This window comes from Stenotrophomonas sp. Steno-Z10-BAI (assembly GCF_056393115.1).
Genome location: NZ_JBWJOZ010000001.1, coordinates 670,913 through 690,823 on the forward strand (window position 1 = coordinate 670,913; position 19,911 = coordinate 690,823).

20 protein-coding genes and 1 tRNA gene are annotated in these 19,911 nt (G+C 66.1%); 12 read left to right on the top strand and 9 right to left on the bottom strand.

Translation table 11 applies throughout. The annotated features are described in order from the left end of the window. Positions 1–157 precede the first annotated feature (157 nt). From AC06E9_RS03095 to coaE, 3 genes are read left to right on the top strand one after another with little or no spacing between them, the layout of a single operon-like run. On the top strand, positions 158–1,417 hold the full coding sequence (locus tag AC06E9_RS03095) for a type II secretion system F family protein (protein ID WP_478055583.1): 1,260 nt from the start codon (positions 158–160) through the stop codon (positions 1,415–1,417). A 7-nt stretch (positions 1,418–1,424) separates the two neighbouring features. Further along, the gene (locus tag AC06E9_RS03100) at positions 1,425–2,288 is read left to right on the top strand and encodes a prepilin peptidase (RefSeq protein ID WP_121039283.1); all 864 of its coding nucleotides are present in this window, start codon (positions 1,425–1,427) and stop codon (positions 2,286–2,288) included. A gap of 10 nt (positions 2,289–2,298) precedes the next feature. After that, positions 2,299–2,910, top strand: a complete 612-nt coding sequence (gene coaE / locus AC06E9_RS03105; RefSeq protein WP_478055460.1) for a dephospho-CoA kinase — start codon at positions 2,299–2,301, stop codon at positions 2,908–2,910. Between the two features lie 36 nt (positions 2,911–2,946). Here the strand turns inward: coaE and AC06E9_RS03110 are convergent, their stop codons facing one another. From AC06E9_RS03110 to rimK, 4 genes are all read right to left on the bottom strand, one after another. Beyond that, positions 2,947–4,311, bottom strand: coding sequence for a sensor histidine kinase (locus AC06E9_RS03110; protein WP_121039289.1), 1,365 nt, complete (start codon positions 4,309–4,311; stop codon positions 2,947–2,949). Continuing rightward, complete coding sequence (locus tag AC06E9_RS03115; RefSeq protein ID WP_019183933.1) at positions 4,274–4,951, bottom strand: response regulator transcription factor; 678 nt, start codon at positions 4,949–4,951, stop codon at positions 4,274–4,276. Before AC06E9_RS03115 ends, AC06E9_RS03110 begins: the two co-directional genes overlap by 38 nt. A gap of 142 nt (positions 4,952–5,093) precedes the next feature. Next, the gene (locus AC06E9_RS03120) at positions 5,094–5,561 is read right to left on the bottom strand and encodes a hypothetical protein (protein WP_478055461.1); all 468 of its coding nucleotides are present in this window, start codon (positions 5,559–5,561) and stop codon (positions 5,094–5,096) included. Positions 5,562–5,812: 251 nt separating this feature from the next. Next, positions 5,813–6,706 (bottom strand): 30S ribosomal protein S6--L-glutamate ligase, encoded by an 894-nt coding sequence (rimK, locus tag AC06E9_RS03125; RefSeq protein WP_121039296.1) that lies wholly within the window; start codon positions 6,704–6,706, stop codon positions 5,813–5,815. 142 nt (positions 6,707–6,848) lie between these two features. On the opposite strand from rimK, the gene AC06E9_RS03130 reads away from it, so the two are divergent. Then, entirely contained in the window at positions 6,849–7,595 is a 747-nt protein-coding gene (locus AC06E9_RS03130; protein ID WP_478055462.1) for a hypothetical protein, read from the top strand. 24 nt (positions 7,596–7,619) lie between these two features. Here the strand turns inward: AC06E9_RS03130 and AC06E9_RS03135 are convergent. Further along, positions 7,620–7,693, bottom strand: a tRNA-Gly gene (locus AC06E9_RS03135). A 125-nt stretch (positions 7,694–7,818) separates the two neighbouring features. Then, positions 7,819–9,648 carry an autotransporter outer membrane beta-barrel domain-containing protein gene (locus AC06E9_RS03140; RefSeq protein ID WP_121039301.1) on the bottom strand — a complete coding sequence of 610 codons (1,830 nt, stop codon included), beginning with the start codon at positions 9,646–9,648 and terminating at the stop codon, positions 7,819–7,821. A gap of 205 nt (positions 9,649–9,853) precedes the next feature. Between AC06E9_RS03140 and thiS the strand changes: the two genes are divergently transcribed. The 4 genes from thiS to AC06E9_RS03160 are packed head-to-tail and all read left to right on the top strand — an operon-like array spanning position 9,854 to position 13,493. After that, positions 9,854–10,054: a sulfur carrier protein ThiS gene (thiS, locus tag AC06E9_RS03145; protein WP_121039303.1), complete on the top strand. Its 201-nt coding sequence runs from the start codon at positions 9,854–9,856 to the stop codon at positions 10,052–10,054. Between the two features lie 38 nt (positions 10,055–10,092). Further along, positions 10,093–10,887 (top strand): thiazole synthase, encoded by a 795-nt coding sequence (locus AC06E9_RS03150; RefSeq protein ID WP_121039307.1) that lies wholly within the window; start codon positions 10,093–10,095, stop codon positions 10,885–10,887. After that, positions 10,887–11,621 (top strand): tRNA (guanosine(46)-N7)-methyltransferase TrmB, encoded by a 735-nt coding sequence (gene trmB / locus AC06E9_RS03155; protein ID WP_282263545.1) that lies wholly within the window; start codon positions 10,887–10,889, stop codon positions 11,619–11,621. Before AC06E9_RS03150 ends, trmB begins: the two co-directional genes overlap by 1 nt. Positions 11,622–11,645: 24 nt before the next feature. Further along, complete coding sequence (locus AC06E9_RS03160; protein ID WP_121039313.1) at positions 11,646–13,493, top strand: SLC13 family permease; 1,848 nt, start codon at positions 11,646–11,648, stop codon at positions 13,491–13,493. 103 nt (positions 13,494–13,596) lie between these two features. Here the strand turns inward: AC06E9_RS03160 and AC06E9_RS03165 are convergent, their stop codons facing one another. Further along, a complete protein-coding gene (locus tag AC06E9_RS03165) occupies positions 13,597–13,944 on the bottom strand; it encodes a Rieske (2Fe-2S) protein (protein ID WP_121039316.1) in 348 nt (115 codons plus the stop codon). 177 nt (positions 13,945–14,121) lie between these two features. On the opposite strand from AC06E9_RS03165, the gene AC06E9_RS03170 reads away from it, so the two are divergent. From AC06E9_RS03170 to AC06E9_RS03185, 4 genes are all read left to right on the top strand, one after another. Next, entirely contained in the window at positions 14,122–14,397 is a 276-nt protein-coding gene (locus AC06E9_RS03170) for a hypothetical protein (RefSeq protein ID WP_121039319.1), read from the top strand. A gap of 108 nt (positions 14,398–14,505) precedes the next feature. Then, a complete protein-coding gene (locus AC06E9_RS03175) occupies positions 14,506–15,213 on the top strand; it encodes a fumarylacetoacetate hydrolase family protein (RefSeq protein ID WP_121039322.1) in 708 nt (235 codons plus the stop codon). Between the two features lie 54 nt (positions 15,214–15,267). Continuing rightward, positions 15,268–15,681 (top strand): large-conductance mechanosensitive channel protein MscL, encoded by a 414-nt coding sequence (gene mscL, locus AC06E9_RS03180; protein ID WP_121039325.1) that lies wholly within the window; start codon positions 15,268–15,270, stop codon positions 15,679–15,681. A 151-nt stretch (positions 15,682–15,832) separates the two neighbouring features. Then, on the top strand, positions 15,833–17,254 hold the full coding sequence (locus tag AC06E9_RS03185) for a M28 family peptidase (protein ID WP_152152499.1): 1,422 nt from the start codon (positions 15,833–15,835) through the stop codon (positions 17,252–17,254). A gap of 284 nt (positions 17,255–17,538) precedes the next feature. Here the strand turns inward: AC06E9_RS03185 and AC06E9_RS03190 are convergent, their stop codons facing one another. Then, positions 17,539–18,378 (bottom strand): TrmH family RNA methyltransferase, encoded by an 840-nt coding sequence (locus AC06E9_RS03190; protein WP_121039331.1) that lies wholly within the window; start codon positions 18,376–18,378, stop codon positions 17,539–17,541. After that, a complete protein-coding gene (locus AC06E9_RS03195; RefSeq protein WP_121039334.1) occupies positions 18,371–19,888 on the bottom strand; it encodes an alanine/glycine:cation symporter family protein in 1,518 nt (505 codons plus the stop codon). Before AC06E9_RS03195 ends, AC06E9_RS03190 begins: the two co-directional genes overlap by 8 nt. Positions 19,889–19,911 lie beyond the last annotated feature (23 nt).

A 19,911-nucleotide genomic window follows, 5' to 3' on the forward strand; every position in this document is an offset into this window, starting at 1 on the left:
GCATCCGGCAATGTGACCTGTTGCGTCACCTTTTGACACCCCCGGTCCGGGCTTGCTGCCCAAGGCCGACGCCCAGCAGGACTGCCAACACCCTCCGGAACCGGCTACCATGCGCCGAGATAGCCCGCCTGGGGAAGGTGCGGCTGGGGAGCCCTGTATGTCTGTCAGCCGTAGCGCGATCAAGAAAGAGCCCGTGGCGCGTAGCACCATGGAGATGAAGCCGTTTGTCTGGGAGGGGACCGACAAGCGGGGCGTCAAGATGAAGGGCGAACAGCCCGCCAAGAACGCCAATCTTCTGCGAGCCGAGCTGCGGCGGCAGGGGATCATGCCCAGTGTGGTCAAGCCCAAACCGAAGCCGTTGTTCGGTTCGGCCGGCTCCGCGGTAGGGGCGAAGGACATCGCGTTCTTCAGTCGCCAGATGGCGATCATGATGAAATCCGGCGTACCGATCGTCAGCTCGCTGGAGATCATTGGCAGTGGGCACAAGAATCCACGGATGCGCAAGCTCGTGGACTCCATCCGTACCGATATCGAAGGCGGCTCGTCCCTCTACGAAGCCATCAGCCGCCACCCGGTCCAGTTCGACGAGCTCTACAGGAACCTTGTCCGTGCGGGTGAAGGTGCGGGTGTGCTGGAGACCGTGCTGGACACGATTGCCACGTACAAGGAGAACATAGAGGGCCTCAAGGGAAAGATCCGCAAGGCCTTGTTCTATCCCGCGATGGTGGTGGTGGTTGCCATGCTGGTCAGCGCCATCATGCTCATCTTCGTCGTGCCCCAGTTCGAAGAGGTCTTCCGCGGGTTCGGAGCGGATCTACCTGCGTTCACCCAGATGATCGTGAACCTGTCGCGATTCATGGTGTCGTACTGGTGGGTAATGCTCGGGGCAGTGCTTGGAGCGGTGTTCGGCTTCATGTACGCCTACAGACGTTCGCCGAAAATGCAGCACACGATGGATCGCCTGATCCTGAAGGTGCCGGTGATCGGCCAGATCATGAACAACAGCGCGATCGCCCGCTTTGCCCGCACCACCGCCGTGACCTTCAAGGCCGGCGTGCCACTGGTGGAGGCGCTCGGCATCGTGGCCGGCGCCACCGGCAACAAGGTCTACGAGGAGAAGGTGCTGCGCATGCGCGACGACGTGTCGGTCGGCTACCCGGTCAACATGGCCATGAAGCAGGTCAACATCTTCCCGCACATGGTGGTGCAGATGACCGCCATCGGTGAAGAGGCCGGCGCGCTGGACACCATGCTGTTCAAGGTCGCCGAGTACTACGAGCAGGAGGTCAACAATGCCGTGGACGCCCTGAGCAGCCTGCTGGAACCGATGATCATGGTCTTCATTGGTATTATCGTCGGCGGCATGGTGATCGGCATGTACCTGCCCATCTTCAAACTCGGCGCGGTAGTTGGATAACTAATCAATGGCATTTCTCGACCAGCATCCCGGTCTCGGCTACCCCGCCGCGGTCGGACTGGGACTGCTGATCGGCAGTTTCCTCAACGTGGTGATCCTGCGCCTGCCCAAGCGGCTGGAGTGGGAGTGGAAGCGCGATGCGCGCGAGGTGCTGGAAGAGCCGGACATCTACGAGCCACCGCCCCCCGGCATCGTGGTGGAGCCCTCGCACTGCCCGCATTGCAAGCACAAGCTCTCCTGGTACGAGAACATCCCGCTGTTCAGCTGGCTGGCCCTGCGCGGCAAGTGCCGGCATTGCCATGCCCCGATCTCGATCCAGTACCCGCTGGTGGAGCTGCTGACCGCCGTGCTGGTGGCCGCCAGCGTCTGGCAGTTCGGCTTCGGCTGGCAAGGCTTCGGCGCGATCGTGCTGAGCTGCTTCCTGGTGGCGCTGTCCGGGATCGACCTGCGTACCCAACTGTTGCCGGATCAATTGACCCTGCCGTTGATGTGGCTGGGGTTGATCGCGGCCAGCGACAATCTCTATATGCCGGCCAAGCCTGCCCTGCTGGGTGCGCTGGCGGGCTATCTGTCGCTGTGGTCGGTGTGGTGGCTGTTCAAGCAGATCACCGGCAAGGAAGGCATGGGCCACGGCGATTTCAAGCTGCTGGCGGCCCTGGGCGCGTGGTGCGGGCTCAAGGGCATCCTGCCGATCATCCTGCTCTCGTCCGTGGTGGGCGCGATCATCGGCTCGATCTGGCTGTACTCGCGCGGCCGTGACCGGGCCACGCCGATCCCGTTCGGGCCGTACCTGGCCATTGCCGGCTGGATCGTGTTCATGTGGGGCGAGCCGTTGATTGACGGCTACCTGAGCTACGCCGGCCTGCGTTGAGGCCGGTGCGATGAGCCGCTTCGTCATTGGGCTGACCGGCGGCATTGCCGCCGGCAAGAGCGAGGTCAGCCGCCGCTTCGAAGCGCTGGGCATCACCGTGGCCGACGCCGATCTGGCGGCCCGGGCGGTGGTGGCACCCGGCAGCGAGGGGCTGGCGCGGATCGCCACCCACTTCGGCAAGGACATCCTGCTGGCCGATGGCCAGCTGGACCGTGCCGCGCTGCGGGCCCGCATCTTCGCGTCGGCACAGGAGCGCCAGGCGCTGGAGGCGATCACCCATCCAGCCATCCGTCAGTTGCTGCGCGAAACCTGCGAACAGGCCGAGGGGCCGTATGCGATCGCGGCGATTCCGCTGCTCACCGAGGCCGGTGGCCGCCAGCAGTATCCCTGGCTGGACCGGATCCTGGTGGTGGACGTGCCGGTGGCCGTGCAGCATGCACGGCTGATGCAGCGCGATGGCATCGATACCGCCTTGGCAGACCGCATGATCGCCTCCCAGGCCAGCCGCGAGGCGCGCCTGGCATTGGCCGATGATGTGGTGGTCAATGATGGCCACCCGGACCACCTGCAGGCACATGTGGAGCGGCTGGATCGGGCCTATCGGGCGTTGGCGGCGCGGTAGATCTGGAGGAGCCGACCAACGGCCGGCTCCACCGTGTCAGGCGGGGGAGAACGTCAGCGTGGCAATCACGCCGCGCCCGGCGCCTGGCCGCACGTTGACCTGCCAGCCGTAGAGATCGCACAGGCGGCTGACGATGGACAGGCCGATACCCCCACCCTGCGAATGCCCCGCATGCGTTCCGCGATAGCCGCGCTGGAACAGCTTGGCGGCATCTTCTTCGCTCAGGCCGGGGCCGCTGTCGATCACCTCGACGGCGTTGTTGCCCACGCGCACGCGCACCGCGCCTTCCTTGGAGTACTTCACGGCATTGCCGATCAGGTTGCCCAACGCGACCGAGAGGGCCGATTCCGGGGCATCGATCACCAGGTCGTGGTTGCCTTCCAGGATCAGCTCCAGCGGCTTGCCGCCGAGCTGGGCACGGTGCGAATCCAGCAGCTGCTCGGAGACGCGGGCGACGTTGCTGCTGCCCTGCCCGCGCTCGTTGCGCGAGAGCAGCAGCAGCGCACCGATCAGATCGGTACATTGCTGCTCGGCACGCTGGATGCGCTGCAGGCGCTGCAGCACCTTGGGATCGAGGTCCGGGCGGGTCAGCAGCAGTTCGGTGGCGCCGCGAATGACGGCCAGCGGCGTGCGCAGTTCGTGGCTGACGTCCGCATTGAATTCGCGGTCGCGCTGTACGACCTCGGTGAGGCGCGCGGAGTAGTCATCCAGCGCTTGGGCGAGCTGGCCCACTTCATCGTCCGGGAAACGCGGCGCCAGCGGTTCGGGCTCGCTGGTGCCACCGCGATATGCGCGCAGGCGGGCGGCCAGATCGGACACCGGCTTCATCACCTTGGAGGCGGACCACCAGCCCAGCACCAGCGACAGCACGCTGAACACCAGCACCGAGAAGAACAGCGCGCGGTTGAGCTGGCTCTCACCGCGGATGCTCTCGGTCATGTCATAGGCGAGGAAGAACCATACGTCCGGCGTTTTACGCACCGCCAGCTTGTAGGAAAACGGCTTGCCGCCGTCATCCACGCCGCTGACGCCGTGGATGCCGTCGTTGAATTCGTACCAGTCCGGCTGTTCCTGGCGCAGCGCTTCGAACTTGTCCGAGCGGACCAGCCGCGCGTACATCTGCTGCACGGGCAGGTCGGGACTGCGCGAGGGATCGGCCGCGAATCGCTTGGCGTACTCGTTGATGTTGCGATTCATCACATCTTCGACCAGCTGGTTTTCCACGCGGGCGCGGGTCCAGTTGGTGGCGAACGCAAACAGCGTGGTCAGGCAGAAGCCCAACAGCACGAACGAGACGATGATGCGGCTGCGCAGCCGGCGCCGATATGGCGCGCGGCGACGCCCCCCCCTGCCCGTCACCGGATCAGGCTTCCGGCGCGGCGATGCGGTATCCGATGCCATGACGGGTCTGGATCATCGGAACCTCGAAGGGCTTGTCGACCACGGCGCGCAGGCCGTGGATATGCACGCGCAGGGAATCCGAATCCGGCAGCTCCTCGCCCCACACGCGGGTTTCCAGCTCCTGGCGGGTGACGACGGCCGGGGAGGCCTCCATCAGCGCCTGCAGGATCTTCAGTGCAGTCGGGTTGAGCTGCAGCAGCTTGCCTTGGCGGCGCACTTCCAGCGTGTCCAGGTTGTATTCCAGATCGCCGGTTTCCAGCACGCGGGTCTGCACGCCCTTGCCGCGACGCGACAGGGCGTTCAGACGCACCTCCACTTCCTGCAGCGCGAACGGCTTGATCAGATAGTCATCGGCGCCGGAATCGAAGCCGGCCAGTTTGTTATCCAGGGAATCGCGCGCCGTCAGCATCAGCACGGGCGTCTGCTTGCGCGCCTCGTTGCGCAGCTTGCGGCAGACCTCGATCCCATCCATGCCGGGCAGGTTGAGGTCCAGCACGATCGCGTCGAACTCATGGACGACCGCCAGGTGCAGGCCGGTGACGCCATCGGCTGCGAAGTCCACGGTGTGACCGCGGTCTTCGAGGTAATCGCCCAGGTTGGCGGCAATGTCGCTGTTGTCTTCGATGACGAGAATTCGCACTGGGACCTCTGATTCGTGGGGTTCAACGGAAAGAACGGAGCCGCAGGGCAGCATGTGGAAGGGGACTGCGCGACCTCAAGCTGACCATACAGCGTCGATTCTTAACATTAGACACCGTCGAATGCTGGCGCAGCGTCAAAACTCAGCGCTGATTCGACTGCGCGGGCTGAAGCTCACGCATCATGTTCTTGGCGCTTTCCGTCGCAATGCGTCGCTGGGCGACTGTGGCGCAGACACGCTGCGGCCGGTTGCTGCCGGTCGGCCGTTCGCTGCGGCAGACCATCCGGCTGTCTTCCTTGGCGGTGCTCATCAAGGTGTTGATGAGTTCCTGGTCATTGAACACATCCGTGCGCTGCAGTGGCGGAAGCTGGTCCACGCGCTCATTGCTGCCCAGCTTTACCCGGATCCGGTTCAGGGCCGCCTGCACGCGGCTCCGGTTTTCCAGGGTCATCTCGCTGTACTCCTCACTGCGCAGTGCGTTTTCGACGCTGGTCAGCTGCTGGGCGGCGGGGGCATCAGCGGTCAGCGTGACGGCGGCTTCCGCGGTCGGCTTGGCATGGACGGCGAGGGAAAAGCAGCCCAGCAGGGCAATAACGGTCAATCGAGACATCCCTGACTTCCTTATCCGAAAATGAATGAGAGCCAACTCTACGAGGATGAAAGGCTTCCTACAAGTTACCGATGGCAGGGGAAAACGGAGCTGCCGGCCAGAAAAAGGCCCGGACAGCTGACGCTGACCGGGCCTGAAGGTGTTTCCCGATTACCGATCCTGCTGAGGAGGGCAGAGCTGCGGTTCGACAGAGCCTACGCCGGGGCCGATTAAACCGATGTTAAGGCCCTGCCCCACCTTGAAAAACCGCATCAACCCTTTGTATTTGCAGGTTTTTTCAAGGAAGCGACATGATCAATGATGCGCCCGGCAAGATCCGCCTGGCAGATCGCCTCGATACCCTCCAGCCCAGGCGTGGAGTTGACCTCGAGCACCAGCGGGCCGCGGCTGGAGCGGATCAGGTCCACGCCGGCTACGCCCAGGCCCAGCGCCTTGGCCGAGCGCACCGCCACCAGCTGCTCGGCCCGGCTGGCCTTGGCGGCCCGGGCGCTGCCCCCGGCATGCAGATTGGAGCGGAAATCCCCCTCCGGCGCCTGCCGTTGCATCGCCCCGACCACCTGATCGCCGACCACCAGGCAGCGCAGGTCGGCGCCCTGCGCCTCGCCGATGAACTCCTGCATCAGGAAGTTGGCATAGAGCCCGCGCAGTGCCTCCACGATGCCGCGCGAGGCGCTGGCCTTTTCGGTGAGGATCACCCCGCGGCCCTGGGTGCCCTCGTTGAGCTTCACCACATGCGGCGGCGGGCCCAGCATCGAGAGCAGATCGACGGTGTCATCGGGGTTGTCGCCGAACACCGTGACCGGCATGTCGATGCCCTTGGAAGCCAGGATCTGGTGGGCGCGCAGCTTGTCGCGGGCACGCAGGATGGCGTCTGAGGGGTTGGGCGTGCGCGCGCCCATCATCTCGAACTGACGCAGCACGGCCGTCCCGTAGCGGGTGACCGAGGCACCGATGCGCGGGATCACCGCGTCCACCCCGGTGATCGGCCGCCCCTTGTAATGCATGGTGAAGCCATCCGCGGCGATGCGCATGTAACAGCGCAACGGATCGAGAATGCGCACGGTATGGCCCCGCGCACGCGCGGCCTCCACCAGGCGACGCGTGGAGTACAACTTGCTGTTGCGGGACAGGATGGCGAGTTTCATCGCGGCGCAGGGGGCAGGAAAGCGCGAAGCATAGCGTGCGGTGCGTAGGCCGCGATGACGGGCCACCCTGGCGATGCTGCGGCGCGCATCCAGCGGTTGTTCCACAATAATGGGCGCCCACACAGATGCCCCGGCAACACGGATGACCACGCCTTCCACCCGTCATTGTTTCGCGGCCCTGCTCGGGGTTCTGCTCTCAGCGGGCACGCATGCCGCGCCTGCCCATTTCACGGGCTACAGCGACTTCTACAGGTCGTTGGGCGATCCCCTGTTCGAGGGAAAGGGAACCGCACTCGACAAGCCCTGCACGGACGCACCGCGCGAGTGTCTGTGGACCACCTCGATGACGCAGGCCCTGCGGCGCTACGATGCAACCGATTGGATCGTTCCGGGCACCTTGCAGATGAACCCGGCCGATGGCGCACCCGACATTGCCTTCGATGGCCAGGCGCTGATGGTCGGTACGCGGCGGTGGCCATTACGCAGCGCTGTCCGTCTTGCACCACCGAACTGGCCCAGCCGCACCCGCATCGACCCGGAGAATCTGGCCAACGTCACCGCCTGGCAGCACGGCACGTCGGTGTGCCTGGACATGCAGTATGTGAGCAGTGGTAAAGGCGGTCGCTACACGCTGGTGGTGCTGTTGCAGGGTGAGCACCTGTACACCCTGCCCCCGCTGTTTGGCAGTTGCGTCGCCCTACAGAAGGCGGCGGGCAATGGATTCAGTTATCCGAGCAATACCTATCTGGGCCCGGGCATGGAAACCGACCCAAGTGGCCTGCAGGTGGACTATCTGCTATCGGATGGCAAGACACGCGTTGCGCGTTATCTGCTGCGCTTTCCTGATCGGGGCGACCCTTTCACCTTCGAGGCATCGCGCGTGCGATGACGCTTGGCCTGGGAAGGTGACGCGTGGAGCGGGTGAAGGGAATCGAACCCTCGTCAGTAGCTTGGGAAGCTACAGCTCTACCATTGAGCTACACCCGCAAGGCGCGGCGTAAGTCTATTCGGGCGGGGCCCTCGAACGCAACGGGCGGCACTGGGCCGCCCGTTGTTTCACGCTCTTCTGCCGCCGTGCACGGCGCCCGCGGGCGGGCGCTGCGCACCTGGGATCAGAAGCTGCCGCCGAAGCTGGCGAACAGCGACACGTCACGTGCACGCTTCTGCATCGTGGTGGTGCTCATGCCGATGTTGCTGCTCAGGCCCCACAGGTTCAGGCGCGCACCCAGCACGGCGGTGGCGTAGTTCTTGTCGAACGCCAGGCCCGGCACCTTGTACATGCCCACGTCCGGCATGGTCTGCAGCCAGGCGCTGGCCTGCTTGCTGTCCTCGAACTCGTGGTCATAGGTGACCTGCACGTAAGGCTTGACGTTGCCGCCATCGAAGCGGGCCTGCCAGCCGACGCGGCCGACGGTCGAATCCGTATCCTGGTCGCCATAGCCCAGCGCCGAGGCGCTCAGGTTGGACTCGGTGTAGCCGTCCAGCTTGACCTTCTGCCAGATCACGGCGGCGACCGGACCGTGGCGGAAGCCGCCTTCGGTGCCGAACTCGTAGCCGGCGTTCAACGCGGCGGTCAGGTTGCTGCCTTCCGGCGAGCCCTTGTGGATGCGCGTTGCCGGGCCGAGCTGCAGCTTGCGGGTCACGTCGTAATCCAGCCAGCTGTAGCTCAGCTGGCCATTGACCCAGGCGCGCTCGCCATACCAGCCGGCGAACAGGCCCAGCGTGGTATCGGACTGGGTGAAGTCGCCCTTGTTGTTGCCGAAATCGGCGTCCATGCGGCCATAGCCGGCGAAGCCGCCGACCACCATGCCGTCACGCGCCCAATCCACACCGAACAGGCCGGCCGGGGCCATGCCGTCATACAGATCGGCGTGGGCGTAGCGCTGCATGTCGCCGCGCAGGTTGCCCCACCAGCTCAGGCCGTCGGCCGGACGGCCATCCACGTGCCAGCTGACCTGGTCAGCGCGCGAGCGGCCGATGGTCTGTGCCGAGTGGGTCAGGATCTGCTGGTTGCGCGGGGCTTCCAGGATCGACAGGGTGTACTCGCCCAGCATCTGGTGCGTGGCGGTGGTCGGGTGCACGCCATCGGCGAACACGTAGCTGTTGGCCGCGTTCGGGGTGACATAACTGGTCGGGTTGCAGGTCAGCGACGAGGCCGTGGTGCAGGCCGGGCTGGTCACGTTGACGAAGCCGTACTGGCCCGGGTTGGCGACGATTTCCTGCAGGATGTGGAAGGTATCCACCGGAATCACCTGCAGGCCCGCGGCCTTCAGGCCACCGAACAGGGCATCGTTGTAGGCCTTGGCCAGCGCGGTACCGGCGGCCATGCCGGCCGGGCCACCGGCGCGGGCGCCCGGGGTCAGGCCGACGTCCGGAATGGTCGGGACCACGATGTATTCGGCGCCAGCCGCCTTCAGCGTGCCGACGATGCCGACCTGGTCGGTGACGGCATTGGTCAGCGTGGAGACCAGCGGCGCACCGGCCTGGATCGCGAACAGGTCATTGGCACCGCCCCACACGGTGTACAGCGCGTTCGGGTCGGCCTTGCCACCGTTGGCCGCCAGGTACTGCGCGGTCTGGGTCTTGAGCGAGTACACCGGCACGGCCGGGGTACCCGGGGCGAGCACCTGGCTGGTGTCCACACCGACACGAGCGCCGCCGATGGCGTAATTGTCACCGTTCTGGCCGTTGCCGTGGGCAGCGCCGTTGGTTCCGTAGTAGCTGGCCACATGCTGTGCCCAGGTCCAGCCCGGGTTGGTGGTGAACTGGCCCGTCACCGGCTGCACCGCGGCCGGCAGCAGCGGGCGGAAGTAGCCCGCATCGGTCAGGCTGTCGCCGATGAAGACGGTCTTGGTGTACGGCGACTGCGCCATGGCCGGCATCGCGGCCAGGGCGATGGCCACGGCCATGAGGGAACGGATCGGGCGTTTGCTGAGCAACATGAAAATTCCTTTAGGGTGGGGAAGACGGCGGACGTACGCCGGCGCACGGTGCCATGTTTCCACTGCACCTCGCCGGCATCACGCTGCGCTGCGGCATGACGCCCGGCAGCCCGCCGCCCGGCCATCATTGGCCTGACGCTCGCGGCACCTCTGCCGCGGGGCGCACAGGGTACGCACTGTGGAGTGATTGCGGGACAATACCGTCATGAACATCCAGCTCAACGGCGAGAACCGCCAGCTTCCGCACACCGCCACCGTCCACGACCTGCTGCGCAGCGAGGACCTGCTCGAGCGCCGCGTGGCGGTCGAGGTCAATGGCGAGATCGTCACCCGCAGCCAGCACGCCAGCCACCCCCTGCGCGAGGGCGACGTGGTCGAGATCGTGCATGCGCTGGGCGGCGGCTGAGGCAGCATCGTGACGCGCGATAGGCGATAATTCCGGCCATGAATGCACCTGCCCCCACTGATTCGCTGGTGATCGCCGGCAAGACCTATGCTTCCCGCCTGCTCACCGGCACCGGCAAGTTCAAGGATCTGGAAGAAACCCGCCTGGCCACCGAGGCCGCGGGCGCCCGGATCGTCACCGTGGCGATCCGCCGCACCAACATCGGGCAGAACCCGGGCGAGCCGAACCTGCTCGATGTGCTGCCGCCGGACCGTTACACCATCCTGCCCAACACCGCCGGCTGCTACACCGCCGAAGACGCCGTGCGCACCTGCCGGCTGGCCCGCGAACTGCTGGACGGCCACAACCTGACCAAGCTGGAAGTGCTGGGCGACCAGAAGAGCCTGTACCCGGATGTGGTGCAGACCCTCAAGGCGGCCGAGCAGCTGGTCAAGGACGGCTTCGAGGTGATGGTCTATACCTCCGATGACCCGATCCTGGCCAAGCGCCTGGAAGAGATCGGCTGCGCTGCGGTGATGCCGCTGGCCGCGCCGATCGGCTCGGGCCTGGGCATCCAGAACAAATACAACCTGCTGCAGATCATCGAAGACGCCAAGGTGCCGATCATCGTCGATGCCGGCGTGGGCACCGCCTCCGATGCGGCCATCGCGATGGAACTGGGCTGCGACGGCGTGCTGATGAACACCGCCATCGCCGGCGCGCGCAACCCGATCCTGATGGCCAGCGCGATGCGCAAGGCCGTGGAAGCGGGCCGCGAGGCCTTCCTGGCCGGGCGCATTCCGCGCAAGCGCTACGCCAGTGCCTCCTCGCCGATTGACGGGTTGATCGGCTGATGACCAATCCTTTCGACAGCGCCGGTGCCAAGGCGCCGCCCAAGCCCTTCACCATCACCGAAGGCCGCCGCGAGGTCCGCAGTTTCGTGCTGCGCCAAGGGCGCTTCACCCCCGCCCAGCAGCGCGCGTTCGATGACCGCTGGCCGCGCTTCGGGCTGGATTTCACCGGCGAGCCGCGCGATCTGGATGCCACCTTCGGGCGCGATGCGCGCAAGGTGCTGGAAATCGGCTTCGGCAATGGCGCTGCGCTGCGTTTCGCCGCGCAGCAGGACCCCAGCCGCGATTACATCGGGCTGGAAGTGCACGCGCCCGGCGTGGGCCGCCTGCTCAATGCCCTGGCCGACGACAACGCCGGCCACGTGCGCCTGTACCACCACGATGCCGTGGAGGTGCTGGAAAAGGAAATCGCCGATGGCGCGCTGGATGAAGTGCGCATCTACTTCCCGGACCCGTGGCACAAGAAGCGCCATAACAAGCGTCGCCTGATCCAGCCCGGCTTTGCCGCGCTGCTGGTGCGCAAGCTGCGCGTCGGTGGCCGCCTGCACTGCGCCACGGACTGGGAAGACTATGCCGAGCAGATGTGGGACGTGCTCGACGCCACCGCCGGGCTGAGCAACCGTGCCGGCCCGCGTGGGCAGGTCGAGCGGCCGGAATGGCGCCCGCAGACCCACTTCGAAACCCGTGGCCAGAAGCTTGGCCATGGCGTGTGGGACCTGTTGTACGACCGCACCTGATCCGACAAGGAACCGCGCCACCCCATGGATACCGCGCTGACGCTGACCACCGACATGAAGCTCGTTCTGGGGCTGGTCGGCTTCACGATGGCGATGTTCCTGTTCGAGCGCATCCGCGCCGACGTGGTGGCATTGGTGGTGCTGGTGGTACTCGGCGTTACCGGCCTGATCGCTCCGGAAGAAATCTTCGGTGGCTTCTCCGGTAACGCGGTGATGAGCATCATCGCCACCACCATCCTGGGCGCGGGCCTGGACCGCACCGGGGCATTGAACCGGTTGGCGGCGTGGCTGCTGCGGCGTGGGCATGGCGTGGAGACACGCCTGTTGATGATGACCACCGCGATCGCCGGCTTGAACTCCTCGTTCATGCAGAACCCCTCGGTGATGGCGCTGTACCTGCCGGTCGCCTCGCGGCTGGCCGCACGCACCGGGCTGACCCTGCAGCGCCTGCTGCTGCCGATCGCCGCGGCCATCGTGATGGGCGGTGCGCTGACCATGGTCGGCAACTCGCCACTGATCCTGCTCAACGATCTGCTGGCCTCGGCCAACAACAACCTGCCCTCGGGCCTGGCCACCATCGAGCCGCTGCGCATGTTCGCGCCGCTGCCGATCGGCGTGGCGCTGCTGATCGCCTCGCTGCTGTATTTCCGCTACTTCGGTGATCGCAAGCTGGTGGAGGAAGAGACGCTGGCCAACGACGGCGTCACCCCGTCGCGCACCGAGAGCTACTTCGCCAAGACCTACGGCATCGAAGGCGATGTGTTCGAACTGGTGGTCACCGCCGAGAGCCCGCTGGTCGGCATGACCCTGGGCGAGGCCGAGAACGTGCACGATGCGCCGCTGCTGCTGGCGCTCAAGACCGGCAATGACACCCGCCTGGCGCCGCCAGCGGAGATGCGGATCTGGGTCGGCAGCGTGCTGGGCGTGATGGGCGCGCGCCAGCAGGTCAGCGATTTCGCGCAGAACCAGTTCCTGCGGATGTCCTCGCGGCTGAAACACCTGGGCGACCTGTTCAACCCGAGCCGCGCAGGCATTTCCGAAGCGGTGGTGCCGCCGACCTCCGATGTGATCGGCAAGAGCGCCTCGGACCTGCGCCTGCGCAAGCAGCGCGGCATCAGCCTGCTGGCGATCAACCGCGACAAGCAGGTGATCCGCGAAGACGTGCGCAACGTGGCGCTGCGCGCCGGCGACATGCTGGTCTTCCACAGCATCTGGACCGACCTGGCGCAGGCGGCCAAGAGCCGCGACTTCGTGGTGGTCACCGATTACCCCAAGGGTGAGCAGCGGCCGCACAAGTTCAAGATCGCGATGAGCATCTTCGCCATCACCATCCTGATCGCGCTGACCTCCAAGCTGCCGGTGGCGCTGACCCTGATGACCGGCGTGGCCGGGATGCTGCTGACCGGCGTGCTGCGCATGGACGAGGCCTACGCCTCGATCAACTGGAAAACCGTATTCATGATGGCCGGGCTGATTCCGCTCGGCTGGGCGATGGACAGCAGCGGCGCGGCGGCGTGGATCGCCGGGCACACGATCGACCGCCTGCCGACCGGCATCCCGGTGTGGGTGCTGGAAATCGCGCTGGCACTGTTGACCACGATGTTCTCGCTGGTGATCAGCCACGTGGGGGCAACCATCGTGATGGTGCCCATCGCGGTGAACCTGGCGCTGGCCGCCGGTGGCAGCCCGACCGCGTTTGCGCTGATCGTGGCGTTGTCGGCCTCGAACAATCTGATGACGGCCTCCAACCCGGTGATTTCGATGATCACCGGCCCGGCCAATTACACCCCGCGCGAGCTGTGGCGGGTCGGCGCCCCGCTGTCGTTGATCTATACGGCGGTGGTGGTGCTGATGATCAACCTGATGTTCTAGGGCGTGCCGGCCAGCGGCCGGCACTACCGGTCGGTGGGCGACATCTGAGACGTAGCGGCCAACGGTCGCTACCTACCGATGGGCCCGGGCCCACCGGTCGTTGTCACGCCAGCCAGACCTGCCCGTCGCGCACCTGCACGGACACCGCGCGCAGGCGATCACCGCGACACGGGCCGGCCACGCAATCACCGTTGTCCAACGAGAACGAGGCGCCATGCGCTGCGCACACCAGGTGGCCATCCTTGCTTTTCAGGAACTGCCCCGGGGCCCAGTCCAACCGGCGGCCCGCGTGCGGGCAGATGTTCAGCCACGCGCGCACCTGGTCACCCTCGCGGTACAACACCACCGATTCGCTGTCGCCCTCGATGGTGGCATCGGTTTCGGCGAAACCCCCGTCGGCCATGGCATCCAGGGCGATGAGGGCGGTGGCGGTGGACTCTGGAACGGACATGGCATCTACAACAGGCAGTGGAAGCACAGTGTCTCACGCACTCATGTCACTGGCTCCCGGATGAATACAAGTCATTGATTTGAAATGAACACGCGGTACGTTTAACGACTTTTTCACTCAATGACAAAAGCCAGCACGGATACTCGTCCACTGCTGACCTCAGCCAAAAAGAGTGCCATGTACAGCCGCATCTTCCAGTTCAACCAGTTCCGTGCCCTGTTCGCGCCGCGCAAGCCGCGCCACCCGTTGGTGCGCGTCGCGGTCGGTCTGTTGGGCCTGGCGATCCTGGCCGCGCTGGTGTTCGTGGGTGTGTTCGTGGGCGCGGCGATGATCATCGCCGGTCTGGCATGGAAGCTGCTCGCCCAGCGCAAGAGTGCGCGCACCGTTCCGTCGCAGGTCGTGGACGGCGAGTACCGGGTGGTCCGCAAGCAGGCCTTGCCGATGTCGCGTTGATCCACGCGCATTGCTCCTGATGACGGCCGCGCCCTGCGCGGCCGTTTCTGTTTGTGGCGGCGGGAAAACGCTCTAGACTGCGGCGAAACCTCTCCACAGGACGCGCGCATGACCGATGTAATCCCCACGCCCGAGCAGCCCCGCATTCCGGTCGCCGGCGGCGGTACCTTCCCGGTGCGTCGCATCTACTGTGTGGGCCGCAATTTCGCTGATCACGCGCGCGAAATGGGCGCGGCCGTGCCGTCTGCCGACGATCGCGGCCGCCCGATGTTCTTCAGCAAACCAGCCGATGCCATCGTGGTCGGCCATGACGATGTGATCCCCTACCCGCTCGCCACCCAGGACCTGCACCACGAGGTGGAGCTGGTGGTGGCGATCGGCAAGGACGCGCCTGCCGGCGAGTTGCCGGTCGACCAGGCCGAGGCGCTGGTGTTCGGCTATGGCGTCGGCCTGGACCTGACCCGCCGCGATCTGCAGGCGCAGGCCAAGGCCAAGGGCCACCCGTGGGATCCGGCCAAGGGTTTTGACCAGTCCGCCCCCGTGAGCGAGCTGGTGCCGGCCGGTGAAGTGGGCGATCTGGCCGCCCTCAATCTGTCGCTGGAGATCAATGGCGAGGTGCGTCAGCAATCACTGCTGGACCAGATGATCTGGAACGTGCCGGAGATCCTGCACGAGCTCTCCAAGCTGTGGGCACTGCGCGCGGGCGATCTGGTCTTCATGGGCACGCCCTCGGGCGTGGCCGCATTGAAGCCGGGCGACCGTTTCAGCGCGCGCCTGGAAAACGTGGCCGAGCGCCACGGCATCATCGCTGGATGACATCCGCTGCGTTACGCTGCTGCGTCTTTTTCCCCACTGCGACAGGAGAGCCCGATGGGTGTACTGACTGAGTTCAAAGAATTCGCCATGCGTGGCAACGTCATCGATCTGGCCGTGGGTGTGGTCATCGGTGCGGCGTTCGGCAAGATCGTCACCGCACTGGTGGACAAGATCATCATGCCGCCGTTGGGCTGGATGATCGGCCGGGTGGACTTCTCCGAGCTGGCCTGGACCCTCGCCCCGGCCCGGATTGCCGCCGATGGCAAAGAGATTCCGGCGGTAGTGATCGGCTACGGCGATTTCCTCAACACCGTGGTGCAGTTCGTGATCGTGGCCTTTGCGATCTTCATGGTGGTCAAGTTCATCAACCGCCTGGCTCGCAAGAAGCAGGCCGAGCCGGCCGCCCCGGCCGCGCCGAGTGAAGAAGTGCTGCTGCTGCGCGAGATCCGCGACAACCTCAAGCACTGAGGCAGCACCACCGGTAGTGCCGAAAGCCCCGCTCCGGCGGGGCTTTCGCTTTTGGAAAACAGTATCTGCCGGAGCATGACGTCCCGCCCATGTGCGTGCGGGAGAGGCTGGTAAGCTCGGACGCTTCCGCCCCGTTTCCCGGAGTTCGTCCATGCGTCGCCGCGTCCTTGCCATCGCATCTTCCCTCGCCCTGCTGGCCGCGCCCGCGTTCGCGGCGACCGGTATCACCACGCTGCCGCCGACCTCGCTGGCCACCGCCGCCGAGCTGCGCGAGCAGGCCCTCAAGGACGACACCGGCTGGAAGGTGGTCGAATCGCTGACCACCGAGATCGGCCCGCGCATCGCCGGCAGTGAAGCCGACGCACGCGCCGTGGCCTGGGCGGTGGCGAAGTTCAAATCACTGGGCTTCGACAAGGTCTGGACCGAGCCGGTCACCTTCCCCAAGTGGGAGCGCCGCAGTGAGCACGCCGAAGTGATGGGCAAGCACGCCCAGCCGCTGACCATCACCGCACTGGGCGGCAGCCCGGGCGGCACGGTGGAGGCCGAGGTGGTGCGCTTCGCCGATCTGGCCGCGCTGCAGGCCGCGCCGGCCGGCTCGCTGAAGGGCAAGATCGCCTTCGTCGATTACCAGATGACCGCCTACCGCGATGGCCGTGATTACGGCAACGGTGGCGCGGTGCGCAGCAAGGGCCCGTCCGAGGCGATCCGCAAGGGCGCGATCGGCTTCGTGATGCGCTCGGCCGGCACCGATTCGCACCGCGTGCCGCACACCGGCATCACCCGCTTCGATGACGGCCTGACCCCGGTCCCGGCTGCCGCGCTGTCGGTGCCCGATGCCAACCAGCTGGCGCGCCTGGTCGCGCTCGGCAGCACCACGCTCAAACTCAGCCTGGATTGCGGCTGGGACGGCAAGGCGACCTCGTACAACGTGATCGGCGAGATCACCGGGCGCAGCCTGCCCAAGGAAGTGGTGGTGATCGGCGGTCACCTCGATTCCTGGGACCTGGGCACCGGCGCGGTGGATGACGGCGCCGGCGTGGGCATCACCATGGCGGCCGGCCATCTGATCGGCCAGCTCAAGCAGGCGCCCAAGCGCACCATCCGCGTGATCGCCTTCGCCAACGAGGAGCAGGGCCTGTACGGCGGCAAAGCGTATGCCGAAGCGCACGCCAAGGATGTGGTGCTGCACCAGCTCGCGGCCGAGAGCGATTTCGGCGCGGGCCGCATCTACGCCTTCAACACCGGCTCACCGAACCCGGCCACCTCGCGCGAAGCCACCCGCCAGATCGCCGAGGTGCTCAAGCCGCTCGGCATCGAGTACGCCGCCGACAAGGGTGGCCCGGGCCCGGACGTGGGTCCGCTGGCGGCCAAGGGCGGCGCCTGGGCATGGCTGGCGCAGGACGGCAGCGACTACTTCCACCTGCACCACACCGCAGACGACACGCTCGACAAGATCGACCCGGCCGCACTGGCGCAGAACGTGGCGGCCTACACCGTATTCGCCTATCTCGCCGCCGAAGCCGAGGGCAGCTTCGGCAGCGAAGCCAAGCCGACCACGCCGCCGAGCGAATAAAAAAAAAGCCCGGTCGCAATGCGACCGGGCTACCGGGATAACGTCACACCCCACGCGGTGAGCGCCGCTAGACCTTCGCGGTCCGGACAAGCGGATCGCCGCGCTGCGGGGGTGTCTCTCCTCACCCACGCAGCACAGCGCCCGCCCGGCACTGTGCGCAGTTTGCACTGCATGCACTATGCGATTAATCCGAATCGGATGTAGTCACGACGATTTCGGTGAAACCGATCACACCGTGGGTGGCGCGAATGACGCCGCGCTCCCCCCGAAAACGCTCGCAGTGGTCAAACGCGACTGCGTCCGTACCACTGCGCCAACAATACGGCCGTCGCCGAGGCGACGTTGAGGCTTTCCACGGCACCGGTGCCCGGGATGGAAACCTGGTGGTCGCAGTCCTGCGCCAGCTCGCGATCCATGCCCTCGCCTTCGGCGCCCATGACGTAGACCAACCGCGACGGCAGCGTAGTGGCGAACAGATCATCCCCGCCTTCCACCAGCGTGGCAGCCAGACTCAACCCGGCCGCGCGCAGCTGCGCCATCGCCTCGGGCAGTTCCGGCAGACGCACCAGCGGCACCGCCTCGGCGCCACCTTCGGCCACGCGCGCGGCCGCACCGGACAGCGCCAGCGTGGAATCCGGTGGCAGCAGCAGCCCGGCCACACCGAAGTGCGCCGCCGAGCGCAGGATCGCGCCGAAGTTGTGCGGGTTGCCCACGCCATCCAGCCACAGCGCCAGCACCGGCTTGTCGGCCGGCAGCGTGGCCAGCCATTCGTCCAGCGCCAGCATCGGCGCACGCAGCACGTCGGCCACCAGACCCTCGTGGTGGGTCGTCGCGGCGAGCTTGTTCAGATCGCCGTCTTCCACCACGCGGTAACCGACGCGGTTGGCCACGCACCATTTCAGCACTGGCTGCATGCGCGGGATCAGCGCCTCGGTCAGGTACAGCTTGCGCAGCGCCTGCGGGCGATGCTCGAACAGGGCCTGCACGGCATTCCAGCCGTACAGGCGCAGCTCGTCGTTGCCGCGGCCGGGCGGCGGCGGCGTGCCACCTTCGCGGGGCGGCAACGGCGTGGCGCGCGGCGGCCGCGAGGACGGACGGCGCGCATTCTTCCAGGGATCATTCACTACGGGACAGCTCCAGCTTGCGGGTACGCCAGAAATCGGCGTTCTTGATGCCAAGTGCATCGGGGTCGAAGGTCGGATCCAGGCCGAGCTTCTTTTGACGTTCGTAGTCGCGCAGGGCCAGCATCGCCGGCTTCTGCACGATCAGGATCGCGATGATGTTCAACCACGCCATCAGGCCTACGCCGATGTCGCCCAGCGCCCACGCCATGCCGGCATTGTGGAATGCACCGAAGATCACCATGCCGATGATGCCCAGGCGGAGCAGCAGGACGGTCAGCGGGCGCTTGGCGTTGTTGTTGACGTAGGTCAGGTTGGTCTCGGCCATGTAGTAATAGGCCATGATCGTGGTGAAGGCGAAGAAGAAGATCGCGATCGCCACGAAGGCCGCACCGAAGCCCGGGATGACGGTTTCCACCGCCGCCTGCGCGTAGCCCGCGCCTTCGGCGACACCGGCCAGGCCGGCGAACACGGGCGCGCCGCCCGGGACCGGGGAATACACGTTGTAGGTGCCCGCGGCCAGGATCAGGAACGCGGTGGCGGTGCACACCATCATGGTGTCGAAGTAGATCGCGAAGGCCTGCACGTAACCCTGCTTGGCCGGGTGCGAAACCTCCGAGGCGGCGGCCGCATGCGGGCCGGTACCCTGGCCGGCCTCGTTGGCGTAGATGCCGCGCTTGACGCCCCACTCCACCGCCAGACCCATCATCGCGCCGAACGCGGCATGCGCACCGAAGGCGCTGCTGAACACCGTGCGGAACATGTCCGGCACGCGGTCGTAGTTGATGATCATGATGGTGATGGCCATCAGGATGAAGGCGGCGGCCATGAACGGAACGACCACCTCGGCGAAGTTGGCGATGCGCTTGACGCCGCCGAAGATCACCACCGACAGCAGCAGCGCGACCACGATACCGATGCCCAGCTTGAGCGCCTGCACCGATTCCAGGCCCATGAACTGGCCATCCAGCGGCCCGCACAGGGCGCCGCCGCGGCAGGCGTTGATGATGCTGTCGGCGATGGCATTGGCCTGCACGCCCGGCATCAGGAAGCCGGCGGCGATGATGGTCGCCACGGCGAAGGCCAGGGCGTACCACTTCAGGCCCATGGCCTTTTCGATGTAATACGCCGGGCCACCGCGGTAGCGGCCTTCGGCATCCTTGGTCTTGTAGATCTGCGCCAGGGTGCATTCCACATACGAGGTGGACGCACCAAGGAAGCCCATCACCCACATCCAGAAGATCGCACCGGGGCCGCCGAAGGCGATCGCGGTGGCCACACCGGCGATGTTGCCGATGCCCATCCGGCCGGCCATGGACATGGCCAGCGCCTGGAACGAAGACACGCCCGCGTCGGATTTCTCACCCTGCACGGTGAGCCGGCACATTTCCACGAACCCACGGATCTGCATGAACCGGGTACGGGCACTGAAGTACAGGCCTGCGGCAAGACACAGGAAGATCAGAGCTTTGCTCCAGATGATCCCGTTGATGAAACTGACTACTTCTTCCACGCGCTCTCTCCAGTCGGCGGAAA

What these genes read in the sequence shown, in the direction of transcription:
- AC06E9_RS03095 (WP_478055583.1), top strand. Translation starts at nt 158, where the DNA reads ATGTCTGTCAGCCGTAGCGCGATCAAGAAAGAGCCCGTGGCGCGTAGC.
- AC06E9_RS03100 (WP_121039283.1), top strand. Translation starts at nt 1,425, where the DNA reads ATGGCATTTCTCGACCAGCATCCCGGTCTCGGCTACCCCGCCGCGGTC.
- coaE (WP_478055460.1), top strand. Translation starts at nt 2,299, where the DNA reads ATGAGCCGCTTCGTCATTGGGCTGACCGGCGGCATTGCCGCCGGCAAG.
- AC06E9_RS03110 (WP_121039289.1), bottom strand. Translation starts at nt 4,311, where the DNA reads ATGGCATCGGATACCGCATCGCCGCGCCGGAAGCCTGATCCGGTGACG.
- AC06E9_RS03120 (WP_478055461.1), bottom strand. Translation starts at nt 5,561, where the DNA reads ATGTCTCGATTGACCGTTATTGCCCTGCTGGGCTGCTTTTCCCTCGCC.
- rimK (WP_121039296.1), bottom strand. Translation starts at nt 6,706, where the DNA reads ATGAAACTCGCCATCCTGTCCCGCAACAGCAAGTTGTACTCCACGCGT.
- AC06E9_RS03130 (WP_478055462.1), top strand. Translation starts at nt 6,849, where the DNA reads ATGACCACGCCTTCCACCCGTCATTGTTTCGCGGCCCTGCTCGGGGTT.
- AC06E9_RS03140 (WP_121039301.1), bottom strand. Translation starts at nt 9,648, where the DNA reads ATGTTGCTCAGCAAACGCCCGATCCGTTCCCTCATGGCCGTGGCCATC.
- thiS (WP_121039303.1), top strand. Translation starts at nt 9,854, where the DNA reads ATGAACATCCAGCTCAACGGCGAGAACCGCCAGCTTCCGCACACCGCC.
- AC06E9_RS03150 (WP_121039307.1), top strand. Translation starts at nt 10,093, where the DNA reads ATGAATGCACCTGCCCCCACTGATTCGCTGGTGATCGCCGGCAAGACC.
- trmB (WP_282263545.1), top strand. Translation starts at nt 10,887, where the DNA reads ATGACCAATCCTTTCGACAGCGCCGGTGCCAAGGCGCCGCCCAAGCCC.
- AC06E9_RS03160 (WP_121039313.1), top strand. Translation starts at nt 11,646, where the DNA reads ATGGATACCGCGCTGACGCTGACCACCGACATGAAGCTCGTTCTGGGG.
- AC06E9_RS03165 (WP_121039316.1), bottom strand. Translation starts at nt 13,944, where the DNA reads ATGTCCGTTCCAGAGTCCACCGCCACCGCCCTCATCGCCCTGGATGCC.
- AC06E9_RS03170 (WP_121039319.1), top strand. Translation starts at nt 14,122, where the DNA reads ATGTACAGCCGCATCTTCCAGTTCAACCAGTTCCGTGCCCTGTTCGCG.
- AC06E9_RS03175 (WP_121039322.1), top strand. Translation starts at nt 14,506, where the DNA reads ATGACCGATGTAATCCCCACGCCCGAGCAGCCCCGCATTCCGGTCGCC.
- mscL (WP_121039325.1), top strand. Translation starts at nt 15,268, where the DNA reads ATGGGTGTACTGACTGAGTTCAAAGAATTCGCCATGCGTGGCAACGTC.
- AC06E9_RS03185 (WP_152152499.1), top strand. Translation starts at nt 15,833, where the DNA reads ATGCGTCGCCGCGTCCTTGCCATCGCATCTTCCCTCGCCCTGCTGGCC.